This window comes from Thermoplasmata archaeon, assembly GCA_038851035.1.
In the GTDB taxonomy this organism is placed as follows: domain Archaea; phylum Thermoplasmatota; class DTKX01; order VGTL01; family VGTL01; genus JAWCLH01.
Window position 1 is genome coordinate 54235 of the sequence record JAWCLH010000012.1, and the last position, 23692, is coordinate 77926.

The window sequence follows — 23692 nt, forward strand, 5'->3', positions numbered from 1 at the left end:
AGAGAGATGAAAAATTCATGGATACCCGGCTATTTGGGTGATTCCTGTTGTTCATCCGGAGTTCGGGGGAGGTCGTTTTCCGAGAATGATTAATCGCCGCCGGACGGATTTGAACCATCGACCTCCCGGTTGCCGCGCCGGGTGCAACCCGGTTAACAGCCGGACGCTCCACCAACTGAGCTACGGCGGCATTTGTCTCAGGGGACCAAGCGACTCCCTGACTTTCTTTATCGTAGTCTCCATCTCGCTCAGGAGGGCGTCCATGCGCGGAAGGAATTCCCCGACCTTCTCTGTGACCACCGCGCCCTCCGGGGAGGGCCGAATCAGCCCCTCCTGCTCAAGAATTCTCAGAGAGTACCGAATCTTATGCTGGGGGTGCTTGAGGAGTTCGGCGAGCCGGATAATGCCTATCGGTCCGTGCTGTTTGATTGTTCGAAGCATGAGCACGTGCCTCTGGAGAATCTCCATCTCGGTCTGAAGCCTTCTCGTGAGACCTCCCTCACCCTCTGGCAAGGCTTCCTCTCCCAATTCTCCCTGTTCACCCAATCGCCCACCCCCGATTCTTCTCTGACCCATTCCGCCCGACGCGGATTTCAGGTCTTCCTCACTTCCTTTGTCTTTATTCTTAGTCCCTCGTACCCGCACTTCCTGCATCTCGTGGCCCTCACCGAGTTCCGCGCGCTGCAATTCATGCAGATCTTCTTGTCCAGTCTCCTCCTTTCAGCCTCGACGAACCTAGCCATACGACGCTACCGCCGGCTCAAATACCGATTTGCATATTAATACCTTTTCTCCTGTGTTCCCTCCAATGTTCCCTCGACAACACCCGAGTAGCTCGATGACGCTCTCCTAATGGCCCCTTCGTCCACAGCCTCCTCGTAGTCTTTCAGCGGCTCCCGGTTGAGCTCGAGGAACCTCGGACCCCATGTATAGAGGCCGAGCAGTTCCTCGGCCTGCCTTCTTCTGCCGAGTATTATGAGCGCGGCGGCCAAGGCCTCTAGCGTCGAGAGACGGAACGGTTGGCCGAACTTCACCGGGTTGGCGGCTAATAGATACGGAAGCGCCCGGGGCTGGGTCCTCAACCCTCTCGTCATTGCGCGGAAGCTCTGGCCGTCGGTTTGGTCCCAAGATGAGTCCAGGGCTATCAGCCCCTTCCTCTCAGCGAGCGGTGAGTCCTCCCTCGACAGAAATCTGGGTGCGAAGGGGTCAAGAAGCGGCGCGCCGTGGGGCAGAAGTAGGGAGCGTAGGTCCTTGACGAGAACGGCCCTGCCGAACCGCGCCATTTTCATTGCCGTGCACTTCTTCGGGTCGCACTGGCCAAAGTGCAGCACGAACAACCTGATCGCGGTCAGACAGCTCTCTCCCAAAGCGCGCCCTTCCTCCTGACCTTTCCCTCGGCCTCGAGGTCGGCGAGGGCGGTTCTGATGAGCGCTTCTGGAGGGCTGATGAAGAACTGCTTTTTAAAGGCCGACCTTATCTCCTTCACGGTTTTGGGCCTGTCGAGCGTTTTGGGCGTCAGGGTGCGCATGTCCTCATTCAAGTTCCACGGGAAAATAAACCAGGTCCATTTCTCCTTCGGCACCTTGACTGTATAGAAGTCTGGCTCGATTTTAGAGTGAGTGATGTGGAGGAGGGTCGCGGTTCGAATCTCCCTCGGCCTCATCTTGAACAGATGCGCGAGGGCTAGGGTCATGCTCTCCCCAGTGTCGGTGATGTCGTCGACCACGAGCACGCTCTCCTTCTCAATACTCACGTTCAGCTCTTGGGTGAGTAAGGCCTTCCCATCTGGATTGGCGGTGACCCCCCAGTGTTCAGTCTTGACAGCGTAGAGCTTCTTGACCTTCAGGTGGTCGCAAAGGAGGCGGGCGGGAATCCAGCCGCCCCGCGTGAGGCCGATTACGATCGTCGGCCGGCAGCCGCATTCACGAATCTTTTGTGCAACCTCCGAAGTCCATTTCGCGATTTCATCCCATCTAACCAGCCTGCACCTGAACGATTCGACTGCCTCGCCCTTCTCCACGCTTTCACCCCTCACCCGTTCTTCTTTCACTCATTGCCAAGACGCATACCTCTTTCAGACCCCCGCATTTCTCAGCGCCTCCCCGCAGGCGCAGTTCCTTCTATCGAATGGAATTCTCTGAAGCACATCCTCCAGAAGCCTTCGGGTGTTTCTGACGTTTTCCGCAAAGGTCTTCATAACCTCCTCTGCGCTCACGGGTCTCTCGGCCCAGACATCATAGTCAGTGACCATAGCGACGCTGGCATAGCACATCTCCTGCTCCCGGGCGAGTTGGGCCTCAGGACACAGTGTCATTCCTATTATGTCAGCGAACTGCCTGAACATCCGGCTCTCCGCCCGAGTCGAGAACCTGGGTCCTTCGATGCAGACGTAGGTCCCCTTTGCAGAGAGGGGTAATCTGAGACGCTTTGCAGAGGATATGAGCAGGCCCCTCAGCTCCTCGCAAAAGGGGTCGGCGGTCGAGACGTGCATCGTCCTCCCGCCATCGTAGAAAGTATACTGGCGCGTCTTGGTGAAATCGATGAATTGGTCGGGAATCACGATGGTGCCTGGTCGCAGCCTCATCTGCAACGAGCCCACTGCGCAGGGCGATATAACCCTCTCCACACCCAGGCTCTTCAGGGCCCAGATATTGGCTCTGTAATTTATTTTGTGGGGTGGGATCTGATGCCCCTTCCCGTGCCTAGGCAGGAAAGCCACCCTTCTTCCTTTGAACTCTCCCACCTCGACAATCCCAGATGGAGCTCCATAGGGCGTCCCCACTTTCACAGACTCCACATTCTTGAACATCTCCATGTCGTACAACCCGGACCCGCCGATTATCCCGATTCTTGGCACATCTGCGCTCATGGGCGCACCGACCGTGAATTGCTGTTAGAGTATTAATTGATTTTTAAAATCCATTCCTGGCGTCCTGCCCTCTTCTGACCTCGTCTGGCCAAGAGGGGGCCTCAGCCTTTTTCAGTCCCCTCTTTTTCAGGCGCTGCGGGACTCACTACGATACTCCCGGCTGGGGGGCCCGCAGCGGTCCCCATACCGTCTCCGACCTCGCCTGCCTCCGACTTCCCACGCGTCTCGCTCCCGGCCTCTTTTCCCTCACCCTCGCTCTTCCCCTCCCCGCTACCCGGATGGGTGCCTTTTGATTCCTTCACTTCGGATGGTTTTGGAGCTCCCGTGGGGGCTCTCCCCAATAGCCTACCGAAAAGAGATGTGACGAAGCCCCTCTGGCCCGGAGCTTGGGTCTGCTCGCTCTCGTCCTTAACCCGCTCCCCCGTGCCCCTCTCCTCGGTCCGGGACACCCCAGCGCTGGGGATATCTACTTTCCCGGACGAGCCTCCGGCCGATACCGCTCCTGCATCGCCGGTCCCCCTCTCACGGCCGGAAGGGCCTCCGGTGCCGGTTGTGGCGCCCTCCTCGACAGCACCCACAATCACCACTCCAGCCGTTGAGGCCTCCGGCCCGCTCTCCGCAACACTTTTTTCCTTGCCTTCCTCCGGGAAAACGCTGTCCAGGTTGGCCTTTATAAAGCGCGCCAGTGAAATGCCCACGCCCGGAATCCGGATTAGTTCCTCTAGAGTGGCTTTCCTGAGCATGCCGGGATTGGTATAGCCAGCGTCGTAAATTCTCTCCGCGCGAGAGCGCCCGAGACCTGGCAGGCGCATGAAGCTCTCAACCATCTCCCGCCTGGCGGTGTCGAGATTGCTGACGGCTGAGCCCAGACATACCACCTCACGAAAGAAAGGTTTTGAATGATAAAAAATTAACTATCGGGGCTTCTTTCCGGAATGCCGGACCCCCCGAGCTCCCTCAGAAAATGCCTCACCTCTTCAATCACCCTGTCCCTTCTGCAGCGAGTCGGCGCGCCTGTCGGGAATCCCCTCACTCTCGCCCTGGCGATAACTACATCGTCTCCTTGGGAAAGGACCAGTCTGCCCTCGACCGCCGCCTGCTTGTCAAAGCGCAGGAATAGCTCCCCGCTGTCGTTTACTCTCTCCTCCAAGTTCTCCTCTATCCCCGCCAGAAGGCCTCTGCTACGGAGCCTCTCCCAGAATGCCCCCACGGCTTCTTTTGATGTCAGCACAGTTTCTAACACAGCTATACGATTACCATAGTACCCCTCTGCAAGAGTTTGCCTATAGTCTTTCGAGCCGGAGATGGTTTCTAGGGCGAGCAGAACCTTCTCATGACTCTCCGTGGCATGCTCGAAGGTCCTCAGCAAGACCTCCTTAATAGTGCTAGGAAGGGCCATAGCCTTCATCTCCTTCATCTCTCCCTTAACTGAATAATGAGTATTGTATCAATGTTTATATACTTTTACAAAAATACTCATCGAAGAGGCCGGGAAAATGAGGCGTACGGAGAGCTCACGTCCGTCCAAGGCATGGGTCCTGGGCTGTATTGTGATGCTGACGATGACGATGTTGCCAGCGGTCGTCCCGGGGGATAGACAGAGCGGTGCTGACCTCGTGATTATCCCCGGGTCCATTACAATCAGCCCTACCCATCCCGACGTCGGCGATGTGGTAAGGGTCATGGCGATTATTGCCAACGATGGTGAGGTGAGCTCAACCGTTGATGTATTTTTCTACGACGGGCCCCCCTCGCAGGGACGCGTTATCGGCAGCTACCAGACGGTTCTCGGCGAACACGAGCAGCAGCCCGTCAGCATCAATTGGAATACTTCCGGCGTTCCATCGGGGTTCCATGAGCTCTGGGTCGCGGCCTATCCCTCGGACCATCCCGAGGTCGATTGGTCGGACAACAATGCATCAGCTGACATAACACTGACAACGATTTTCTCCTGGGTGGTCTACGATAGACTCGAGACATTCCCCGGACCGACGAAGGTTATGGCGGATATTTTGGGTGTGTGGGGGATAGGAAGGCTAGTTATTGAGAATTCAACGATTTATTTCGCTCAGGAGAGGGACTATCAGTACGGGATAGTGATCGATGAGCAGGGTATGCTGACGCTCCGCAACTCTGAAATAATAAGCAACTTTGCCCTGAGAATTCTGGTGGAGGGGAATGGGCAGCTCATCGTCGACCCCGATTGCACACTCTCCGCCACCGTCGTTACCCGGGACCGGGCCCAGGTCCGTATATCCAACAGTACGCTCACCGGGGGTCTGAGGGTCCGCGGGGGGAACATAACTGCCTCCGATTCATCCGTCGAGGGCGTTATAAATTTTGAGCGAACGAACGCCACCATCGCGAGCACCACCGTCCTTTCCAATGAAACAATAAGAATCACTCACTCCACCCTGACCGCAATGGACTCAGTTTTCCAGCTCTCTGGTGGCTCTCTTCAGATGGCCGCGGATACAATGAACGTCACGGGCTCGTCGGTGGTCTGGCTAACAGGTGTTGTGTCCGGGACGATCGACGTTAGGGACACCAGCCTCGTGTACATCCATAGATATCTGACCATGCACGCCGAGGACACCAGCGGGCTTTCCATCCCATACGCAACCCTCTGGGTGCGGAACCTATTCGGATATGGCCAGGCCCTCTGCCAGACCACGGACAAGTACGGCGATGCCCGGTTCACTGTGATCACAGATATTCTCCTCCCCGGACCGATTCCCAAACCGATAGGCTCCTACAACATCACTGGTGTCATGGGCAGTGTGCACGCCCAGACCAACATCCAGCTGCCGTTCTACCCGACGATGACTCCTGAGTCCAACAACGTTCGGAGGACCATTGTTTTCGAGCCGATATTCTATCAGACGGGCCACAGCCCCTGGAACGTTACTACCCCAACAACCAAAGGCGACCCTCTCGGACCCGGCTCCTATACATGGTCCGGGGATATCTACGTCTGGTCCACGCTGACATTTCACAATGTTCCCCTATACATCGAGCAGCCGAGCGACTTCTGGGCAGGGGTTTATATTTATCCAACAGGCAAAATGATATTCCAGGGTGGGGGCATTACAAGCAATAAAAGGCTCAACGTTTACATCATAGGCTCGGGGCAGCTGACCATTGAGCCCACGAGCGTGATGCCTGGAGTGATGAACATCAACGCCCTTGTCGGTCTGGAGGACGAGCAAACGGGCGCCCGAGGGAGCTTCAACGCCCGGAACATCGAGCTGAACGGCAGCATCATGGGGACTTTCAGCGAGGTGAAACTCACAATCACCTCCCTCCTACCCCACCCGTTCAATAGCCTAAGAGGAGCTCTGGTGTTCAACGTTGAGATGGGTGAGATCGGCAATGCAACCATACAGGGTCCCCCACCAGGCGGCACTGCCTCAAGAATCAATGTTGGTCAGAGCTTGAAGTTCACGAATTGCGGGATCGCCGTGCCGGAGCTAACGATAACCGGCAGCGTTGTCTCGTTCTCCAAGTGCGTCATCTCTGGCGATTACTTTGAGAAAGGTCTGGAAACGAAAGCGAATTCTAAGCTCAACCTTACCGCAACGACCATATCGATAATAGAGTGCGAGCTCAACTATGAGAGCATCGAGCTCAGCGCCCAGTCCTTTATCTCAACAAGCACGAACTACCCTATACCGCTCGTTTTCGACGGGGCCAGCGCTGGCCTACTCACCAACGTCTCCGCACCCGACATAGTAGTGAACGGCAGCGCGGAGGTGACGGTCCAATGGCTCTTCACCCTCACCGCGCTCGATTCGCTCGGGACACCGGTCGAAGGCGCTGAGGTCACGGTTCGCAACTACACCACGAACGCCACCATCCCGGGAGGGGTACAGAGCACGGCCGCAAATGGGAAGGCGGTGTTCCTGCTCGTGGGAAAAAAGGTGCTCGCAAACGAGGTCATTTTCCTCGGTAACTACAAAGTCGTGGTCTCGAAGACCACAGCACCCGGAGAAAGTGTGACATACGGACCCTATGACATCAGCATGAGGGAAAACGTCGAGCTGACCGTTCTAATGGACAGATACACGAATCCCCTCGAGCGACTTCTGGTCAAAATCGACAACCTCAGCAAGTACGAGGGCCTCGCCGAGGGGGAGCTTATTTACTGCAGGGGCCATGTGTGGAAGATTTATAAGGGCGGATACGTCGAGCCGGCCGCAAGCGTCCCGGTAAGGCTCACTCTGAGCACCAGCGGGAGCGCCTTCGAGGCGACCACAGGACCCGACGGCTTCTTTAACATAACTTTCAACGCTCCTCCCCCATCCGAACGGAATATTACAGTAACGGTCACCGCTTCGGTTGAGGGCGCGGAGCCCGGGAGCGATTCCGTCTTTAACCTCTCCGTTCCCGCGCCACAGCCCGAGAAGCTGAGGATAAACATCAGGGGCTTCGACAGGTCCGATAGAAAGTATCTCAGGAACAAAGATGATGTCATCATCTATGGTGATGTGGAATTCTTAATCATTGATAAAGCGACAAGAAAGGAGAAGAGCCTTGGTGTTGCCTCCAACGCCACTGTGATAGTCTCCGTGCCTGCCGCCGGGAAGAACTTCGTTACCACGACCAATGCGATGGGCGGGTTCAGCGTGAACATGGGTAAGTTTTCGATGGTGATGCAGTATACAGTCACCATATCAGCCTCATATACTGCGGGCAACCTTAGTCTTAGCGCCCCCTCCGTGGCGGCGGTGTTTACGGTGAAAAAAGCTGTCGTGGGCGCCGAGGCAGCCCCGATTCCTGCCTGGATCATCGCTGTTATCGGCACACTGGTCGTCGTCATTGTGGCCGGTGTTGGCTTGTTCCTCTGGAGAATGCAGGTCGAGGCGGCCAAACTGGTCGAGTGCGGCGCCTGTGGGGCGTTTATTCCTGAGAACGCCCTGAAGTGCCCCAAGTGCAACACGGAATTCGAAACCGAGGTTGTGAAGTGTTCTGCGTGCGGCGCTTGGATTCCGCCGCAGTCCACTGAGTGTCCCAAGTGTGGCGTGTCGTTCAGGAGAAGAGCCAAGAAAGCGAAGGGCGGAGGACAGGAAGAGGCGGTCAAAAAGGAGGAAAAGCCGGCGGAGGCAAAAGAGAAAGAGAGGGAGAAAGAGAAGGGGCGGGAAAAACCCACGGAGAAGGGCACCCAACCCGAGTTGCCCCTGCCTCCTCCCCCGGCCGGCACTCCTCCGCCTCCCCCGCCCAGCCTCTAAGATAGACGGAGGAGCAGCGTCAGCGCGGGCCGGGGGGTGTCGGCATTTAAACCCTGGTGCCGGCTGAGTGTGAGTGTGCGCCCTCGCTTTGATTGGCCTAACCCATCACGAGGGAGTAAAGGAGCAGGATATTAAGAACGACGAGATTTGGGGTATTTGCCATGGGAGCACGGGTGTTCTGATTCCGGATGGCGAATGGGCCTCGGATGATTATCCTGGTACCTACCATAGAGTGATTAAATACCCCGTCTTCGGGTCAAGCGCCGTGATGAAATAATGCGCACGCGTCCCATGAAGCTCGTAATTCTCGGAATCGCAGTCTGCATTGGATTGGTGACCCCAGAAGCCAGCTACCTCGCCCGCGGCCCCGAGGTCTCGGCCGTTCTACTGGACGAGGGGTGGAGCCCTGCCCCGGACTCCCTCGTTACTGAGGGGGCTCCCCGGGAGATATGCCGCAGCGCTGGCCCCCCTGTCTTGATCAACGAGGTTCTCTACGACCCGGCGTGCAGCGAGGTCGAGGGGGAGTTCGTCGAGCTATGGAACCCCGGACCGCAAGCCGTGAATATATGTGGCTGGACCCTCAGCGATGGTGACGGCGACCGGCCCGACATCGCCTTTCCCGATATCATTCTCCCAGTCGGCGCCTTTCTCCTCATCAAAACCTCCGCAGGGGTCGACGACACAGAGCTCTCAGACGGTTCGGGCACATTGTACATCGGCGCGGGGGCTCCCATCTGGACAAACACCGGCGACGACGCACTCCTGTCCGACGCCTCCGGCGCGTGTGTTGACTACGTCGCCTACGGCTGTGGGACCTACTTGGACCCGCCTCCGAGCGAAGGAATGTGGTCCGGTCCCAACCCCTATGCTCCTGAGGGACTCTCCATCGGGAGGCTCCCCGGTGGTCCGGACACCGATAGTGGGTCCGACTGGTTCGCCTCCCTCCCCACTCCCGGCGCTCCCAATGAGAATGGAGAGGTGGGCCCGGTGAGCTTGAACGAGGTGATGCCCTGCCCGGCCCGTGACTGGAACGGTGACGGAAAGATAGGCCCGGGAGACGAGTGGATTGAACTCTTCAATCCCTCTTCAACTAATCCTGTGGACCTGGCGGGCTATGCGCTGGATGATTCTCAGGGCGGCTCTAGGCCTTTCGTGTTCAGGGAAAGCGCAAGAGTTCCACCTATGGGGTACCTCGTCCTTTTCGGAAGCCTCACACATCTGGGCCTGAACGATGAGGGGGACATTGTCAGGATTTTGGACCCTTCGGGAAAGGAGCTCGACAATATCAGCTATTCAGGCTCGGCCCCAGACTTTTCAATAGGGCGATATCCGGACGGCACTGACTCTGTGACCAATCTTACCATTCCCACGCCAGGGGAGACGAATATTCTTGACATTCCGCCTAAAATAGTTACGGTGCGACACGAGCCCGAGGAACCTGGCGAGAATCAGCCAGTAACCGTCATGGCCGAGGTGCAGGACGACTTCGGTGTTGTGTCAGTGAATCTGCTATATTCGTTCCACCCTGGCTCCCAAAACCAGTCCGAGATGTTGTTCTCAGGTCGGGTGTGGACAGGCGAGATTCCCGGTCTGCCGTCGGGGAGTGTCGTGAGATACAGAGTGAAGGCAACAGACACGAGGAACCAGACCACCGCCTCCACAAACGATACTGAGTACATCGTTCGCGACCTGAGGCCACATTCGCTGAGGCTTAGTGCCTTTCTCAAGACGCCTTTCTGTAAACCGGGCGGGACCGCCATTATAACAGGCTCAGTTTCGTTTGAAAACGGCACGCCTGTCGAAGGAGCCAGAGTGCGCGCCACAGGCGAGGATGGGGAGTTGCTCAACACGACGACCGCGGACGGTGCCGGGGCCTACGCACTGAGCTTTGACGCCCCCTGCGAACCGGGCAATCACCAAATTATAATAATTGGAGAGGCCGACGATTTCATCGCCTACCTTAGGCTGGGTCTGGTTGTGGTTCCGTGCACGGACGCTGCCCCACCTGGTGGGGACCCGGGGCCCGTCCCTGGGACACAAGGTCAGGAGCATTCGCTGCGGCTCACGGCCCTCCTGAACCGCACTGAAACTTTCGTGACGCAGCCGTTGACCATCACAGGACGAGTTCAAATAGAGACCGGCGCTCCGGCTCCAGGTGCTCTCATCACACTCTCTTTCGCTCCAGATATTTTTCGGGACATGTCCTTAGCCGAAGTCTGGTGCACCACCACGGACCTCGATGGAATCTACACACTGGAGTTCCCGGCGCCAGAGGAGGCCGGTGTCTACACCCTCTGCCTCACCTGCACTCTTGACGGCGTGTTCAGCTCGGTCGCCCTCCAGCTGAGGGTGAAAGACTATATGCTCCTCACCCTCCGGCTTTCGAGGAATGAATCGCGACCTTTCGGTTTGCTTTTTGCCACTGGAAAAGTTCTCCGCTCGACCGGCGCCGCTGCTGCGGGTGCTTGCCTGCGCCTCGCCATTAGCGGGGGTGGGATGCCTCAGGAGAGGCAATTGACCATCGCTTCCACGGACGGCTCTTTCAACCTCAGCTTCAGGGCTCCGGGGCGCGCTGGGAAATATTTAGTCGAGTTGGAGGCAAACCGCTCGGGGCTGGTCGAGCGTGTGGGCGCGTGGCTCGTCGTCAGTGAGCCCTCCCCTCCTTCATTCTTACCCTCAACATCAGCCGTTCTAATTTCAACCGCGGCGGCGATATCTTCTGCTCTCATCCTGAAACGACTCTTCAAATCGAAGCGGCACGGTGCTTAAGAGCCTAGAATGGAGGCACGCAACCGCTTTCTTCCGACTCCGTCGGCTTTACCTACTGTTTTATGACGCCCTTGAGGCCGCACGATGGGCACTCAATGGTCAGGGGCCTTTCGAGAGAGTAGATGGGAATTATCCCCTTGCACCGGGGGCACTTTGACCTGCCGACCATCTTTTTCTCCGGGGATGGTCTGACTTGGGCCGCGGCCTCTGGAGGAACGGCCGGGGTCTGAGCAGCTGGCGGTGGGGAGGGCGGGCCCGGCCTTTTCCCATAGAGCGCTTCGTATATCTGCCTGGCGCTCAGCCTCTGACCGGGAGCCGGAGGCGCAGGGAGGGGTGCAGTTACCTCCGGTGGCCTCTCCTCCTTCGGTAGGGCTGTCCGGGCGAATTCGTCGTGCGGGTGGGGCCTCGCTCCCGCGCCGATGACGGAGGTGGGCTCGGCCGGTACGGCCCCCTCTAGCGGTGCTTCGGCCTCCACTGGGGGCCTCTCGTCGCTCACCGGAACCCACCGGCCTGTCTCGGGGCTCCATTCGGAGACCAGCTGGGGCTCGGGCGCGGGCACTTCTGTCCCGTCGGCTCTGATCACCACGTCGCCTTCTGCGGCGAGCGGGTACTGGGCCGGAACCGCTTCCTCAGGGGGCTGGGCGGCAGCCGTCTCGGGTCCTCCGGTGAGTTCCCCCCTGGGCCAGGGCTCCGGGGCCTTCCCAGCCCTCTCCTCACCCCCTCCCTTCTCAGCCCGGGGCCCTTCGGGCGGTTCCCGGGCAATCTCAACCCCCGCCCCCTCCCCCCCACCGCCGCCCTCCGGCCCCGGCGGGCTGGCCCTTTCGACAAAGCCCTCCTCGTGCCCCTCCTCTGCCCTTTCGACCCTCCCCTCCTTTCGAGGCGCTCCCTCCTTGCCCGGAGGTGCGATTTCTTTTACCTCGGGAGCGTGGGCGGCGGAGAGGTGTTGCATCAGCATCCTCTGGGTGCGCACGCTGATAAAGAGAAGGAGGAGCACGAGCAGGATGGCAATAATTGAAAGAGCCACGGTTATCCCGCCCTCCGAACCACCGCCGAGACTAAGCGTCGGCGTCCGCCATATCGACCTTGTGAGAGTCTGGGTGTTGCCCGCTGCGTCGACGACCGTCACTACAATCACGTTCGAACCCTCCTGAAGCTCGACGGAAGTGCTGAAGAGACCGTCGGGAGAGACTGTCACTTCTCTTCCATTGACGAAAGCCCTCGAGCCGGGCTCGGTCCTTCCAGAAATCGTGGTGGAGGCCTCTCTGGTCTCCGACCCGACCGAGGACTCGATTCTGAAGGAGGCGACCGAGGTATCAAGGGTAATAGTTGCTGAGAGAGTTTCCGATTCATGACCCGCCCGATCCCTCAGCTTTACATAGACCCTCTTTTCCCCATCACCCGGCTCGAGCACCCAGCTCCTGGAGCGGGCGAAGGGCTCCCAGCTCGCACCCCCGAAGTCTGCGCTGTGGCTGACCATCATCTCGACCGAGTCGTCAGAGGCGCTGATTGAAAGCATCACGCTCCTACGCGAGGTAGCGGCTGCCCCGCCCTCGATCGTGACGTTCCCATCCGGAGGGATGAGGTCAACAGTCACACCGTCCCCCAGCACATAATCCCCGATATTGCCCGCCCCATCCCTCGCCCTGACCTTTATGAAATAGGTCACGCCATCCTGACCGCCGGGGAAGAGAAATGAGCTGGCGGTGGTCCACTGCTCCCTCAGCACATCTTCGCCGCCTGGTGAGGTTCCAATGGAGACGTAATAGCCCTCCACTCCTGACGGATAGTCCGACGACGGTGTCCAAGTCCATTGAATCGATGTGAGGCCAGAGTAGGCCGAGCCGGCCCTCGCGGGGTACACCGAAGGAATCGAGGTGTCTACGGTGACGCCTGGGCCCGGGGGAGATGGGTCGCCGATGTTGCCCGCCCTGTCCACTGCTTTCACGAAAGCGTAGTAGGTCTCTCCATTCACACCGCCGAGATAGGTGAAGGTGGAGTTGGGCGTCCAAGCGCCGTCCACGACATTGGTCGCCCCCGGGGTTGTCCCTATGTAGACAAAATACCCGGCCACGCCCGTCTCCGTGTCCAAGGACTCTGGCCATACCCACGTGACCGCGGAGCGATTGACGAATAGGCCCGCGGCGGCGGGGGCGGAAGCCGCCGGAGCGACGACGTCCACCGTCACCGGCTCCCCCGATGCCACCTCGCTCCAGAGTCCCGCGGCGTTTCGGGCCTGAACCGAAACCCAGTAGGTTCTCCCATTCTGGAGCTGAAGACCTGTGGGAGAGGCGGAAATCTTCAGGCCCGCGCTCGTCCAGGGGATGACATCGGACGCGCCCGGAGAGGTGCCGAGCGCCCAGCGATACTCAGCGACGGAGCTCTCGGGGTCGAGCGAGACGCTCCAGGAGAAGGAGAGGCCGACGGTGCTTCGCACATAACCTCCGCTGTATACGACCACAGGCGCGGGCGGCGTCAGGTCGACGAGGATGCCGTCGCTTGGGGCGCTGTATGGCCCGACGTTCCCGGCGCGGTCCACAGCCCGCAGCTTCGCATAGTAGCTCTTTCCGCCCTCCGCACCCGTCAGCGTATAGGAGAGTCTGTCGGTCCAGAAATCTGAGAGAACATCCGAGCCACCGGGGGTTGTCCCGATGGAGATAAAGTAGCCGGCGATGCCTGAGGGGATGTCCTCAACTTCCGTCCAGTTGAAAACCAGTGTGGCCGAGGTGCTGTACTGGCCCCCGTCAATCGGGGTCGGCGCGTGCGGGATGGAGGTGTCCACGGTCACGGGCTCGCTGCTCGGGCCGTACTCCCCCACATTCCCGGCGCGGTCGACGGCCCTGATTTTTGCATAATAGGTCCTTCCGTTCTGGGCCGATGAATAGGTGAAAAAGGTGTCCTGAGTGAATGCGTCTCGGACGACGTCCGAAGCGCCCGGAGAGGTGCCTATTGACACAAAATACCCTGAGACCCCGGAGGGATAGTCGGTCGAGGCCTCCCAGCTCCAAGTGATGGAGGACGAGGTGGAGTAGGGGCCGCCTCCAGAGGGCTTGGAGGCCACCGGGACGCTGGTGTCGACGATGATTCCGTCCGAGACGGATGTGCCGCTCCAGAGGCCCGCACCATTTCTTGCCCTTACTGAGAAATAGTATGTGGCGCCGTTGCTCAGGCTGAGGTTGAGCTTTGTGATAGAGGTTCCGACGCCCGCCGACGTCCAGTTGACTATGTCGTCCCTGCCGGGAGAGGTACCGATCGCGTACCTGTACTCGACAACCCCGGAAACCTCGTCTATAGAGCTGCTCCAGCTCGCTCTGAGGAATGTTGAATATCTCGTGTACTCTCCCTCGTCCAGCACTTGGGGGTCGGAGGGGGGAGTTGTGTCGACTGTGATACCATCGCTCGACGCACTGAATGGACCGAGATTACCGGCGTTGTCTTCCGCGCGAATGCGGCAGTAGTAGGTAACTCCGTCCACACCTCCCTCAAATGTGAAATTTGTCGCAGTGGTGAAGTAATCGGCCACGGTGTCGTTGGCCCCGTATGAGGTCCCCACGGATACGTAGTAGCCTTTGATTCCCGAGGGAGAATCCCATGATGGGGGCCAGTACCAGTATAGGGTGGTGCTATTGCTGTATGTCCCGTTGTCCTGGGGGGAGTAGCTCACTGGGATGGAGGTGTCCACGGTAACTCCATCGCTGCTCGGCCCATAATCGCCCACATTTCCGGCGTTGTCCTTCGCTTTTATTTTGGCGTAGTAAGTCACGCCATTAAGGCCGCCGGCGTAAGTATATGATGAGGAAGGGGTGAAGGCGTCCCTGACGATGTCGTCCAGACCGGGGCCGCTGCCTATGCAGATATAGTAGCCCGCGATGCCCGAGGGGTAGTCCTCCGAGTCGGTCCAGCGGAACCTGAGGAGGGATGAGTTGACATAGAGACCGTCGTCCGAGGGCTGTCCCGCAGTCGGAACCGTGATGTCGACGGTTATGCCGTCGCTCTCAATACTCCAGGAGCCGATGTTGCCAGCATTGTCCCTAGCTCTCACCCTCGCGTAATAGGTCGTCCCGTTTGTGCCTCCGGTCAGCGAGTATCTGTTCTCGACCGTCCAGGCCTCGCTTACGACATCGGAGAGGCCGGGCGCTCTTCCAATGGAGATGTAGTAGCCCGCCACACCGGAGGTGGCATCGCTTGATGGCTCCCAGCTCCAGTTCAGGGTGGTGGAGGTCGCCCAGACTCCCCCGTCCTCAGGCGGGTAGGCCGAGGGGGCAACGGTGTCTATCTTAACCACCCGGGGGGTACAGTAGTGGCCCCAAACACCGCCGCTGTCCCTCGTCCTGACCCTCCAGTAGTACGTGCCGTCGGCGAGCTGATAAGAGGGGGTATGAGTGGATTCGTTGGACAGAACTGTTCCTGAGTCATAGTTGGGGGAGGTGAAAGAGATTGAATCATCCACCTGAAGCTGGAAGGCGCTCTGCGTGTCATTTTCATTGAGGTCTTTAAAGGCCCAAGTGAAGGACGGGGTACCGGTGGTGACCCAGGTATCGTTGGCTGGGGTTAGGAGCTCGGGGGGGAGGGGGGGAGCGTTCTGGACCCGGTCGAAGAATATATCCATATTTAGATTGCGATTGTCCTCCCACACGGCGCAGGCAATTCCGTTGGGGTCCGCGGCCACACAGGCGTCGCTGCAACTGGCTACGGAGGTGGCGTTGTCGACCCTGACATTGGAGGAGAAAACGCCAGTGCTATTGCCCTCTGCGTAGTAGATGTTGTAAACGCTGCCGGCTCTTTTGTCCCTCCAGACCACGTGCACCTTTCCTCCACCGTCCACATAAATCGCCGGCTGCTCTTGGTCCGTTGAGCCGGCCGCGGTGTCGTTAACGGGCGAAGCGGTGAAATCGCTCCCATCGCTCGAGAAGCCATAATAGATGTCCAAGTTCCCGTTCCTGTCGTCCTGCCAGACCAGATGGAGGCCGCCGCTGGAATCATAAGAGGCCCGCACTTTCGTCTGCGAGGTGGTATGAGTGTCCCGAGTAACATTGACTTCTGCTCCGAAGGAGGCCCCTCCGTCGGTGGAGGTCGTGAGAAATATGTCTGCCTTGGTGTTTCGCGTGTCCTCCCACGCCACAGTGACCCTCCCGCTCGGCGATGTGCAGATGCATGGGTATCGCGCGGTTCCGGTGCTTGAGTCGAGCTTCTTAGCAGCCCCGAAGGATGCGCCGCCGTCGGTTGATCTGGCGTAGTAGACGTGGGCACCCGAGCGACTGTCGTCCCACACCACATGTATAGTCCCATCTGAGTCGACAGCTATAGAGGGCACGGACTGCTGGCCCGTGCTGGTCTGGTTCACCTGTATGGACGCTGACCAAGTGGTGCCATTGTCCTTCGAGTTGGCATAGTAGATTCTCGTGTTCCCGCTCCTGGTGTCCTGCCAGACTGCGTGGATTTTTCCTGAGTTGTCAACCACCATCCTTGGATAGGCCTGGCTCCCAGTGGTCGAATCATCGACACGGACGGGGGTTGAGAAGGTGCTTCCGTTGTCGGTGGAGCGTGCGAAGTATATGTCCGGGCTCCCAACGCTGTTCCGTTCGTCCTGCCAGATGACGAGAATGGAGTCGTTTGTGACGACAATCCAAGGGTTCTCCTGAGCATTAGAGTTACTAGTAATCAGCGTGTCAGAACCGAAGCTCAGCTCTGAGCCCCCACCCGGCTGTAGAGCGAGGAAAATGAGAAGCAATACGGCCGCAGCAACCAATCCACAGCAAGTGCTCTGGTTGTCGGGCATCTCAATCCACCGCTCAATATAAACCCCGTATAAAGATATGTATCTTTTGGTCTGCAATCGGTCTGCAATCGCCAGGGGGCCCGGTCTCGAATGCAAAAGTATTATCTCCATCGGCACCATTCATGGTTTCGCTGAAGGGGCCGAAATGGAGGACGTCTGGGTTGAGAAGTACAGACCCAGAAAGCTTTCCGAGGTCGTCGGTCAGGACGACGTCGTGGTGAGGCTTCAGGGCTATGTAAGAGCGGGGAACCTCCCCCATCTCCTGTTCGCAGGTCCGGCCGGAACAGGGAAAACCACCTGCGCCATCGCTCTCGCCCGGGAGCTCTACGGAGAGGGGTGGCGGGGCAGCTTTCTCGAGCTGAATGCCAGTGACGAGCGGGGTATCGCGGTGGTCAGGACGAAAATAAAGGATTTCGCCCGCACCGCCGCCATGGGAGAGAGGATGTTCAAGCTGATATTCCTGGACGAGGCCGACGCCCTCACGGCGGACGCACAGGCTGCTCTCCGACGGACGATGGAGCGCTACACGCAGACATGCAGATTCATCCTATCATGTAACTATTCTTCAAAGATAATCGAGCCCATACAGTCCCGTTGCGCCGTCTTCCGGTTCAGACCGATAAGGTCGGAGGACATGTCAAAGCATCTGAGGAACATTGCCGCCAAGGAGGGCCTCAAGATAACCGACGACGGCATGGACGCCCTTCTCTATGTTTCCGAGGGTGACATGAGGAGGGGAATCAACTCGCTTCAGGTAGCGGCCTCTTTGGGGAGCAGGATAGACGCCGAGACGATATACAAGATCACCTCGACCGCCAGACCGGAGGAGGTCAAGGCGTTGATTGAGACGGCCCTATCCGGTGACTTTTTCAAGGCCCGCTCTTCGCTCGACGGGCTCATCCTCGAATACGGACTTTCTGGCGAGGACATCATCAGGCAGCTCCACAGGAGCATTTTCGACACCGGCATCCCGGACAGGCTGAAAGTCCAGCTCGTGGACCATATTGGCGAGGTCGAGTTTAGGATGGTCGAGGGGGCCAACGAGCGCATCCAGCTCGAGGCACTCCTGGCCCATTTAGCTGCCGTCGGGGCAAAAATAAAGGAGCAGTCCTAAACTAGGCCCGCGGGTACCAAGCACCAATAACTTTATATCGAATTTTTATTACTGTTAAATCAAAAGGAGATAAAAATGAAGGAAATGAAGGCCCTGCATTCCCTCGCGGTTCAGATGGCGGTAGTCGCACTGACCCTCCCCATGATCCCGCCCATTGTCTACCTCAGCGGGGCCCCCGCGGAGGAGAGCGAGCTACCCTGGTTCCTCGACGATGTCCGCCCCCCCCTCAACCCTCCTCCCGGCTTCGTGATGCCCGGGGCTGGGGCAAGGGAGAGGCTCCGCGGGGTCACCTGGCCTGACTACTCCCTCATGACAGTGACGGACGAGCAGCTCCAGGGGCCCGCACAGGCGCGGACGGTCCACCCGCTCATCATGAACTTTTCCCTCAGCCTTTCCTTCGGCTACGATGCCACCGTGGCCCAATTCAACGACATGGCGGGCGGGCTGAGGCGCTTCGCGGACCTGGTATATGACTACACCGACGGCCAATTCTACATCAACAGGTTCGACATGTACAACAATCGGGTGATGTGGAATACGGCGAACATCCATGTCCTTGACCAGAGCATGTACAGAGCGAACGCCAACCTCGGCGGTTACTACTACGGAGGCATAATCCAGATAGGGAGGGACGCGTGGGGGCAGCCCTGGGACAGCGCTATGGGCGCGATAATTCTGGCCCATGAGATGGGGCACTACGCCTTCATGCTTCCCGACGAGTACATAGAGCACCCCTGGGGCGACGAGACCCTCTGCGACAGCCCCGCCTATGGCACCTGTATCATGTCCGACCCATACCACTACTGGGAGCTGTGCACCGACGAGAGCCACAACGCGTCGAGCACCCATGACAGCCACTCGTGCTGGGATTATATAAAATATTACTATCCAGCCGCGGTCGAGGTCCACGGGGCTCCGGATCCCGGCCCGAGTGTTGGACCGGGCGCAACGGTCGTCTGGCACTACCCGGACCTTTTCGTCAGGGACGACGAGATGAGCATCAACCCCCCGAACGCCAACGAGGGTGACGAGCTTGCGATCGCCCTGCCAATTCACAACTCGGAGAGGCTGGTTAGCTCGACGGTGACGGTCCGCTTCTATCTCGACTCAGTTGGCGCTGAGAACCTTATTCACACCGCGCAGCTCAGCCTCGCAGGGACCGAGAGCACCACTGCCAGTTTCAAGTGGAGAGCGACCGGTGGGTCCCACACGATAATCGGCATCGTGGACCCTGACAACACCGTCAGAGAGCTGAATGAGATGAACAACTCGGTGTCTAAGACCGTGGTCGTCAACAGCCGTCCCCGAATCTCCCCTGCCCTCACAGGCTTCGCATCCGACGAGGACGTTCCGATCGTGGCCAGGATGACCTCCTTTGCGTCCGACCCAGAGGACCCCCAGACCTCCCTGAGGTGGTCGGTCGCCCGCTACGACAGCAGGCACTTGGCCTCGGTCTCGAGCGAGCCCAACCAGACGCTCGTCTTCACTCCAGTGCCGAACTGGTACGGAACCACACTAGTGACCATCTCCGTGTCGGACAGCAGGAACCTCGCCTCCCAGAAGGAGATAAATCTTACCTTCAATGCTGTGAACGACCTCCCGACCGTCTCCGAGCCCACGCTCTCCAGGTCATGGGTCCTTCGTGGGCAGACGGTTGAGCTCTCGGCGGATGGCAGGGACATCGAGAGCAGTGAGGAGGACCTGACGGCCATATTCGAATGGCGCCCTCCCGGCTCGGACCACTGGCTCCCTCTCGAGGCCACATTCGACGGGGCCCGGTTCCGCGCGCCCCTGACGGTTCCGTCCACGACCCCGCTCGGAAAGGCCGATGTCCGCCTCGCGCTCATGGATCCGGACGGCCAGCAGGGCGAGTGGAGCTATCTGAATTCGAGCCTGGAGATTCAGAACAACAGGCCGGTGGTGAAGGACTTCTCCCTCTCCGATGAGAGCATCATCCGCGGAGGCGTCCTAAGCATCACCCTCAATGCCAGCGACGTCGAGAGCCCCGCGAGAGAGCTGCGTCCCGCCCTTCAATGCTCTTGTGCAGGCGGAGACTGGAGGAGCCTGGACGCAGAGGGAGAATACTACGAGGGCGTTTGGAGATTCCGGGTAGAGGTGAATTCCTCCTGGCCCGTGGGGATCTATGACTTCAGGGCCCGCGTGCTTGACTCCGATGGGGGGGAGAGTGGCTGGCTCGAGCTCTCCCAGTCGCTTAGGGTGGAGAACGCTCTCCCGTTTGTAGAGACGGCGAGACTTTCCCGGACGCGTGCTCTGAGGGGCGAGAGTGCACTGATAACGGTCACGGGTGGTGACTACGAGAGCGAGCTCTCCAGCCTCACCCTTGAGGTCGCCGTTCTCGACTCCAAGAACAGGCATTTCCCAGGCTTCATCAGCGAAATCAACTCCACCGGTGGCCGGTGGGAGGTGCTACTGAGGGTACCCCTGACGGCAATCACCGGGCGGTACAGGCTGGAGCTTAGAATAGGCGATTCCGATGGTGACTGGAGTCCATGGTACACGTCACTCCCCCAGCTCGAGGTCGTCAACAATCTTCCCGCCGCTTCATTCACCTGTCCCGCGAAGGTCAGGCAGGGGGAGCTAGTCTGGTTCGACGCAAGCAACTCATCTGACGTGGAGAGCGAGCTAGCGCTCCTCTCACTCATCTGGAGCTTCGGGGACGGGACGGGCGGGGCGAGTGGGGTGCGCGTCTCGCACGTGTTCGAGAGGAGCGGCACCTTCAGGGTGACCCTCACCATCACAGACAGGGACGGAGCCGTCGCAACTTCTGAAAAAATAATCACCGTCGAGCCCCGGCCCGAGGATATTAACCCCGGTGCGCCGCGCGTGCCGGTATCGCTCGTTACAGCGTTAGTGGGGGTCGCTGTCCTACTCGCTCTGGCCGGAGTTGTCATGTGGCGTAGGAGAAAAGACCGGTCGGGTGGCTGAGTCCGAAGGATAAGGGACCGCCTCCCGCGGACGCGGGGCCGGTTGCCTGCGCTGACAGTCGGGACCGGGCTAGGGAACGAAAGAACCAATATCAATAAATACAGTATTGCATGTGCACTTAACGATGGCCCAGCCCGTCGTTGAGATTTCAGGCCTCACGCGAACCTACAACGGCATCTGCGCTGTGGACAACCTCTCCCTGACCATTGAGCGCGGCGAGAGCTTTGGCTTCCTGGGCCCCAATGGCGCCGGTAAGACCACCACAATAAAAATGCTCACCGGTTTCCTTAGGCCCGACCGCGGGAGCATCAGGATAATGGGCTATGACCTCGCCACCGAGGGAATCGAGGTCAAGCGCAGAATAGGCCTCGTGCCTGACGAGTACGGCCTCTACGATGACCTCACCGCGGCCGACCACCTGCGCTTCTACGGCTCGCTGCTGGGAATGTCCGGGAGGGAACTCGAGGGGGCCATCGAGCGCAGCCTCGGAATGGTGGAGCTTCGAGAGCACGCCACCGCGAGGGTGAAGAGCTTCAGCCATGGGATGCGCCAAAGGCTCGTGATCGCACAGGCATTGATGGGGGAGCCCGAGGTGCTCTTCCTCGACGAGCCCACGAGTGGTCTAGACCCGATAGGCGCGCGGGAGGTTCGCCAGATAATAAAAAAGATGACGGCCGCTGGGATGACCCTCTTCATCTCATCCCACCTCCTCTTCGAGGTTCAGGAGATGTGCAAAAGCGTCGGTGTGATTCATAGGGGCAGACTCCTTCGAAAGGACACGATAGAGAACCTCTCCAGCCTTTTTAAGGACAAAATGGGCAGACAGCTGTTCCTCCTCCTTCAGAATCCCTCGCCGGAACTATATTCTGTTGTCTCTTCCGTTCGCGGTGTCGATTCTGTGACCACGGACGGCGCCGCCTATAGAATTCGCATCAGTGACCCCGAGGCCCAATTCAGGGTGGCGGCCGAGGTTGTCCGCGCCGGCGGCAGAATTCTGAGCTTCTACGAAGTGAACCCGAGTCTGGAGGACCTGTTCATGGATCTACTGGGGGTGGGGAGGTGACCTCTTTCCAGACCACCGTTCTGACGATATTCAGGAAGGAGATGTGGGAGCACTTCAGAACAAAGAGGCTGATTGTGATAGGAGCGATATTCGCCTTCGTTTTCATAGTCATCTCCCTGTACGGAGGAATTCTCTCGGGGCAGGGCAGCTCCGAGCTCGCATTCAAGGCAGGAGCGAACTCGGTACTGGGCGTCGTTCTCTCCTTCACGAGCTTTTTCCCGGGAATTATGGCGATTGTGATATCCTACACATCAATCGCCGGAGAGAGGTCGAGGAAGAGCCTGATTCTCATCCTGTCAAAGCCGGTGAGGAGAGGGGCGGTCTTTCTCGGGAAGTTCCTATCTTGCTATGCTGCGATCGCCCTCGTTTATATTGTCGTGGTCACCGCGGGATACGTCTGTGTCGTTGCGGCGAGCGGAAAGGCGCCGTCGGCGGAGGAGGTTGCCAGGGCCTATGGCGCGGTGGCCTTCGTTCTGGGGGCGATGGCCTGCTGGGTCGCTTTTACGCTTTTCCTGTCCTCCAGCCTGAAGAACCCGCTGACCGTCGCCCTCAGCGCACTGATGGTGTGGTTCCTGGTAATGCCCATCGTATCTAATATTGGTATGATATATTGGATGGTCTCGAGCGAACCGGCTGGGAGCGAGCCCGAGGGCGTGGACGCTGCCCTCCTCCAGACGCAGGGCCAGGGCTCGACGGTAATTTTCACCGGCGGCCCCTCCTTGGTCTTCACCCTCCAGAACGAGACCACGCGGCTCGAGGGACAGATGATGAAGGGATACTACACCATCTCCGGCGTTCCTCCGGGCAGCTATCAGTGGAGCGCCAGGGGCAGGGGCGTGGAGCTGAACGGAACGCTCACAAACGACGGTGTCCACGGCTTTATGGTGAGCTACGACTCGGAGCTCAGGGTGTCGGTCGCGCCCGATGTGTGCGTCACGCTGCTCCGGCGCGGCGAGCCGGTTCAGCCCTCGGCGAAATCAGAGCAGGGGATGAGTGTGAACTACACTTTCTCTGGCGAGCTCGGCGAGTGCGAGCTGGTCATATCGGTTGGCGAAGCGGTCCTATTCAGCGGCGGCTACGAGCTCCTGGCGAGCTCCGGCGAGCCGTTCAGCCAGTGGGGCAGAGGGGGGATGCCCGACTACGTCCGGTACAACCAGCTCATAAACCCGGACAACGCCATGACGGGCTACCAGGAGGTGCTTAGCCCCGGCACGGCCTCCATTTCGGGAATATCTCCGGGCGAGGGCGCGGCCGCTCTGGCTGCCTTCTTTGTCACCTTTTTCCTGCTGGGACTTTATGTGTTCTCCACGAGGGAGATGATATGATATAGACAGCACCTGAAATTCGTGAAGCAGCCTCCTGAGGACGGGCATGTGGAGGAGGAAAAGCATGCCCGCGCAAATTTAATAAACCACAGCCGCATTACTTGATGAAGAAATGGATTATTTCGTCTCAGAATAAGGAGCGATGACCCTTGCGCTATCATGGGCGGATTGGGAAGGCGGAGGCCATACAGCTTATCACAACCGCAAGATTGCGTGGTGTGGGGGCAATGTGCATCTGCGGCCATCTAGGGGGTTGCGAGAACAGTTGCCACCTCGACACGGGTGAAGGAGCCGGAATGGGCGAGTGCCTTGTCAAGGACTGCCTCTGCCAGCGCTTCCAGTTCCTGAGAAGCCTCAGGAGAAAGAGAAAGGGCGCGGAGGCCCCCCAACCCGTCGCTTCCGGGCAGCCTGAAGCTCTGCCCGTCAAGCGCAAGAGAGGGAGGCCTAGGAAGGTTCGGCCAGAGGAGGCTCCGGCACAGGCCGTGGCTGTAGCCGCCCCGCAGCCTCAGAGCGCAGCCGCACAGGCTCCACAGACACAGCCAGCCGCAGCAACCTCGATAGTGCCCCTGAAGAGGAAGAGAGGAAGGCCTAGGAAAGTTCGG

15 protein-coding genes and 1 tRNA gene are annotated in these 23692 nt (G+C 59.0%); 7 read left to right on the forward strand and 9 right to left on the reverse strand.

Annotation, left to right across the window (positions count from 1 at the left end):
- Positions 1–94: 94 nt before the first annotated feature.
- The 8 genes from QW379_05405 to QW379_05440 form a co-directional block, all read right to left on the reverse strand.
- Positions 95–190 (reverse strand) — tRNA-Asn (locus QW379_05405).
- Positions 181–513 carry a winged-helix domain-containing protein gene (locus QW379_05410; GenBank protein MEM2869841.1) on the reverse strand — a complete coding sequence of 111 codons (333 nt, stop codon included), beginning with the start codon at positions 511–513 and terminating at the stop codon, positions 181–183. The genes QW379_05405 and QW379_05410 overlap by 10 nt, the downstream gene beginning before the upstream one ends.
- An 80-nt stretch (positions 514–593) precedes the next feature.
- A complete protein-coding gene (locus QW379_05415; GenBank protein ID MEM2869842.1) occupies positions 594–743 on the reverse strand; it encodes a 50S ribosomal protein L40e in 150 nt (49 codons plus the stop codon).
- Between the two features lie 36 nt (positions 744–779).
- Positions 780–1367: a DUF367 family protein gene (locus QW379_05420; protein MEM2869843.1), complete on the reverse strand. Its 588-nt coding sequence runs from the start codon at positions 1365–1367 to the stop codon at positions 780–782.
- Positions 1349–2035: a phosphoribosyltransferase gene (locus tag QW379_05425; GenBank protein ID MEM2869844.1), complete on the reverse strand. Its 687-nt coding sequence runs from the start codon at positions 2033–2035 to the stop codon at positions 1349–1351. The genes QW379_05420 and QW379_05425 overlap by 19 nt, the downstream gene beginning before the upstream one ends.
- A gap of 39 nt (positions 2036–2074) precedes the next feature.
- Positions 2075–2857 (reverse strand): S-methyl-5'-thioadenosine phosphorylase, encoded by a 783-nt coding sequence (locus QW379_05430; protein ID MEM2869845.1) that lies wholly within the window; start codon positions 2855–2857, stop codon positions 2075–2077.
- Positions 2858–2970: 113 nt separating this feature from the next.
- Positions 2971–3747, reverse strand: coding sequence for a helix-hairpin-helix domain-containing protein (locus QW379_05435; protein ID MEM2869846.1), 777 nt, complete (start codon positions 3745–3747; stop codon positions 2971–2973).
- Positions 3748–3779: 32 nt separating this feature from the next.
- Positions 3780–4286: an RNA-binding domain-containing protein gene (locus QW379_05440; GenBank protein MEM2869847.1), complete on the reverse strand. Its 507-nt coding sequence runs from the start codon at positions 4284–4286 to the stop codon at positions 3780–3782.
- A gap of 79 nt (positions 4287–4365) precedes the next feature.
- Here QW379_05440 and QW379_05445 point away from each other — a divergent pair, with 79 nt between their 5' ends.
- Positions 4366–8097, forward strand: coding sequence for a hypothetical protein (locus tag QW379_05445; protein ID MEM2869848.1), 3732 nt, complete (start codon positions 4366–4368; stop codon positions 8095–8097).
- A 291-nt stretch (positions 8098–8388) separates the two neighbouring features.
- Positions 8389–10866, forward strand: a complete 2478-nt coding sequence (locus tag QW379_05450; protein MEM2869849.1) for a lamin tail domain-containing protein — start codon at positions 8389–8391, stop codon at positions 10864–10866.
- Between the two features lie 52 nt (positions 10867–10918).
- Here the strand turns inward: QW379_05450 and QW379_05455 are convergent, their stop codons facing one another.
- Positions 10919–16642, reverse strand: a complete 5724-nt coding sequence (locus QW379_05455) for a BNR-4 repeat-containing protein (protein MEM2869850.1) — start codon at positions 16640–16642, stop codon at positions 10919–10921.
- A 145-nt stretch (positions 16643–16787) separates the two neighbouring features.
- Here QW379_05455 and QW379_05460 point away from each other — a divergent pair, with 145 nt between their 5' ends.
- From QW379_05460 to QW379_05480, 5 genes are all read left to right on the forward strand, one after another.
- A complete protein-coding gene (locus QW379_05460; GenBank protein ID MEM2869851.1) occupies positions 16788–17756 on the forward strand; it encodes a replication factor C small subunit in 969 nt (322 codons plus the stop codon).
- 75 nt (positions 17757–17831) lie between these two features.
- Entirely contained in the window at positions 17832–20702 is a 2871-nt protein-coding gene (locus QW379_05465) for a PKD domain-containing protein (GenBank protein MEM2869852.1), read from the forward strand.
- Between the two features lie 124 nt (positions 20703–20826).
- Positions 20827–21765: an ABC transporter ATP-binding protein gene (locus tag QW379_05470; protein ID MEM2869853.1), complete on the forward strand. Its 939-nt coding sequence runs from the start codon at positions 20827–20829 to the stop codon at positions 21763–21765.
- Positions 21762–23090: an ABC transporter permease subunit gene (locus QW379_05475; protein MEM2869854.1), complete on the forward strand. Its 1329-nt coding sequence runs from the start codon at positions 21762–21764 to the stop codon at positions 23088–23090. Before QW379_05470 ends, QW379_05475 begins: the two co-directional genes overlap by 4 nt.
- A 149-nt stretch (positions 23091–23239) precedes the next feature.
- Positions 23240–23692, forward strand: a 453-nt coding sequence (locus QW379_05480; protein ID MEM2869855.1) for a hypothetical protein, incomplete at its 3' end; no start/stop codon positions are given.

What these genes read in the sequence shown, in the direction of transcription:
- QW379_05440 (MEM2869847.1), bottom strand. Translation starts at nt 4,286, where the DNA reads ATGAAGGAGATGAAGGCTATGGCCCTTCCTAGCACTATTAAGGAGGTC.
- QW379_05465 (MEM2869852.1), top strand. Translation starts at nt 17,832, where the DNA reads ATGAAGGAAATGAAGGCCCTGCATTCCCTCGCGGTTCAGATGGCGGTA.
- QW379_05450 (MEM2869849.1), top strand. Translation starts at nt 8,389, where the DNA reads ATGAAGCTCGTAATTCTCGGAATCGCAGTCTGCATTGGATTGGTGACC.
- QW379_05445 (MEM2869848.1), top strand. Translation starts at nt 4,366, where the DNA reads ATGAGGCGTACGGAGAGCTCACGTCCGTCCAAGGCATGGGTCCTGGGC.
- QW379_05415 (MEM2869842.1), bottom strand. Translation starts at nt 743, where the DNA reads ATGGCTAGGTTCGTCGAGGCTGAAAGGAGGAGACTGGACAAGAAGATC.
- QW379_05470 (MEM2869853.1), top strand. Translation starts at nt 20,827, where the DNA reads ATGGCCCAGCCCGTCGTTGAGATTTCAGGCCTCACGCGAACCTACAAC.
- QW379_05460 (MEM2869851.1), top strand. Translation starts at nt 16,788, where the DNA reads ATGGAGGACGTCTGGGTTGAGAAGTACAGACCCAGAAAGCTTTCCGAG.
- QW379_05455 (MEM2869850.1), bottom strand. Translation starts at nt 16,642, where the DNA reads ATGCCCGACAACCAGAGCACTTGCTGTGGATTGGTTGCTGCGGCCGTA.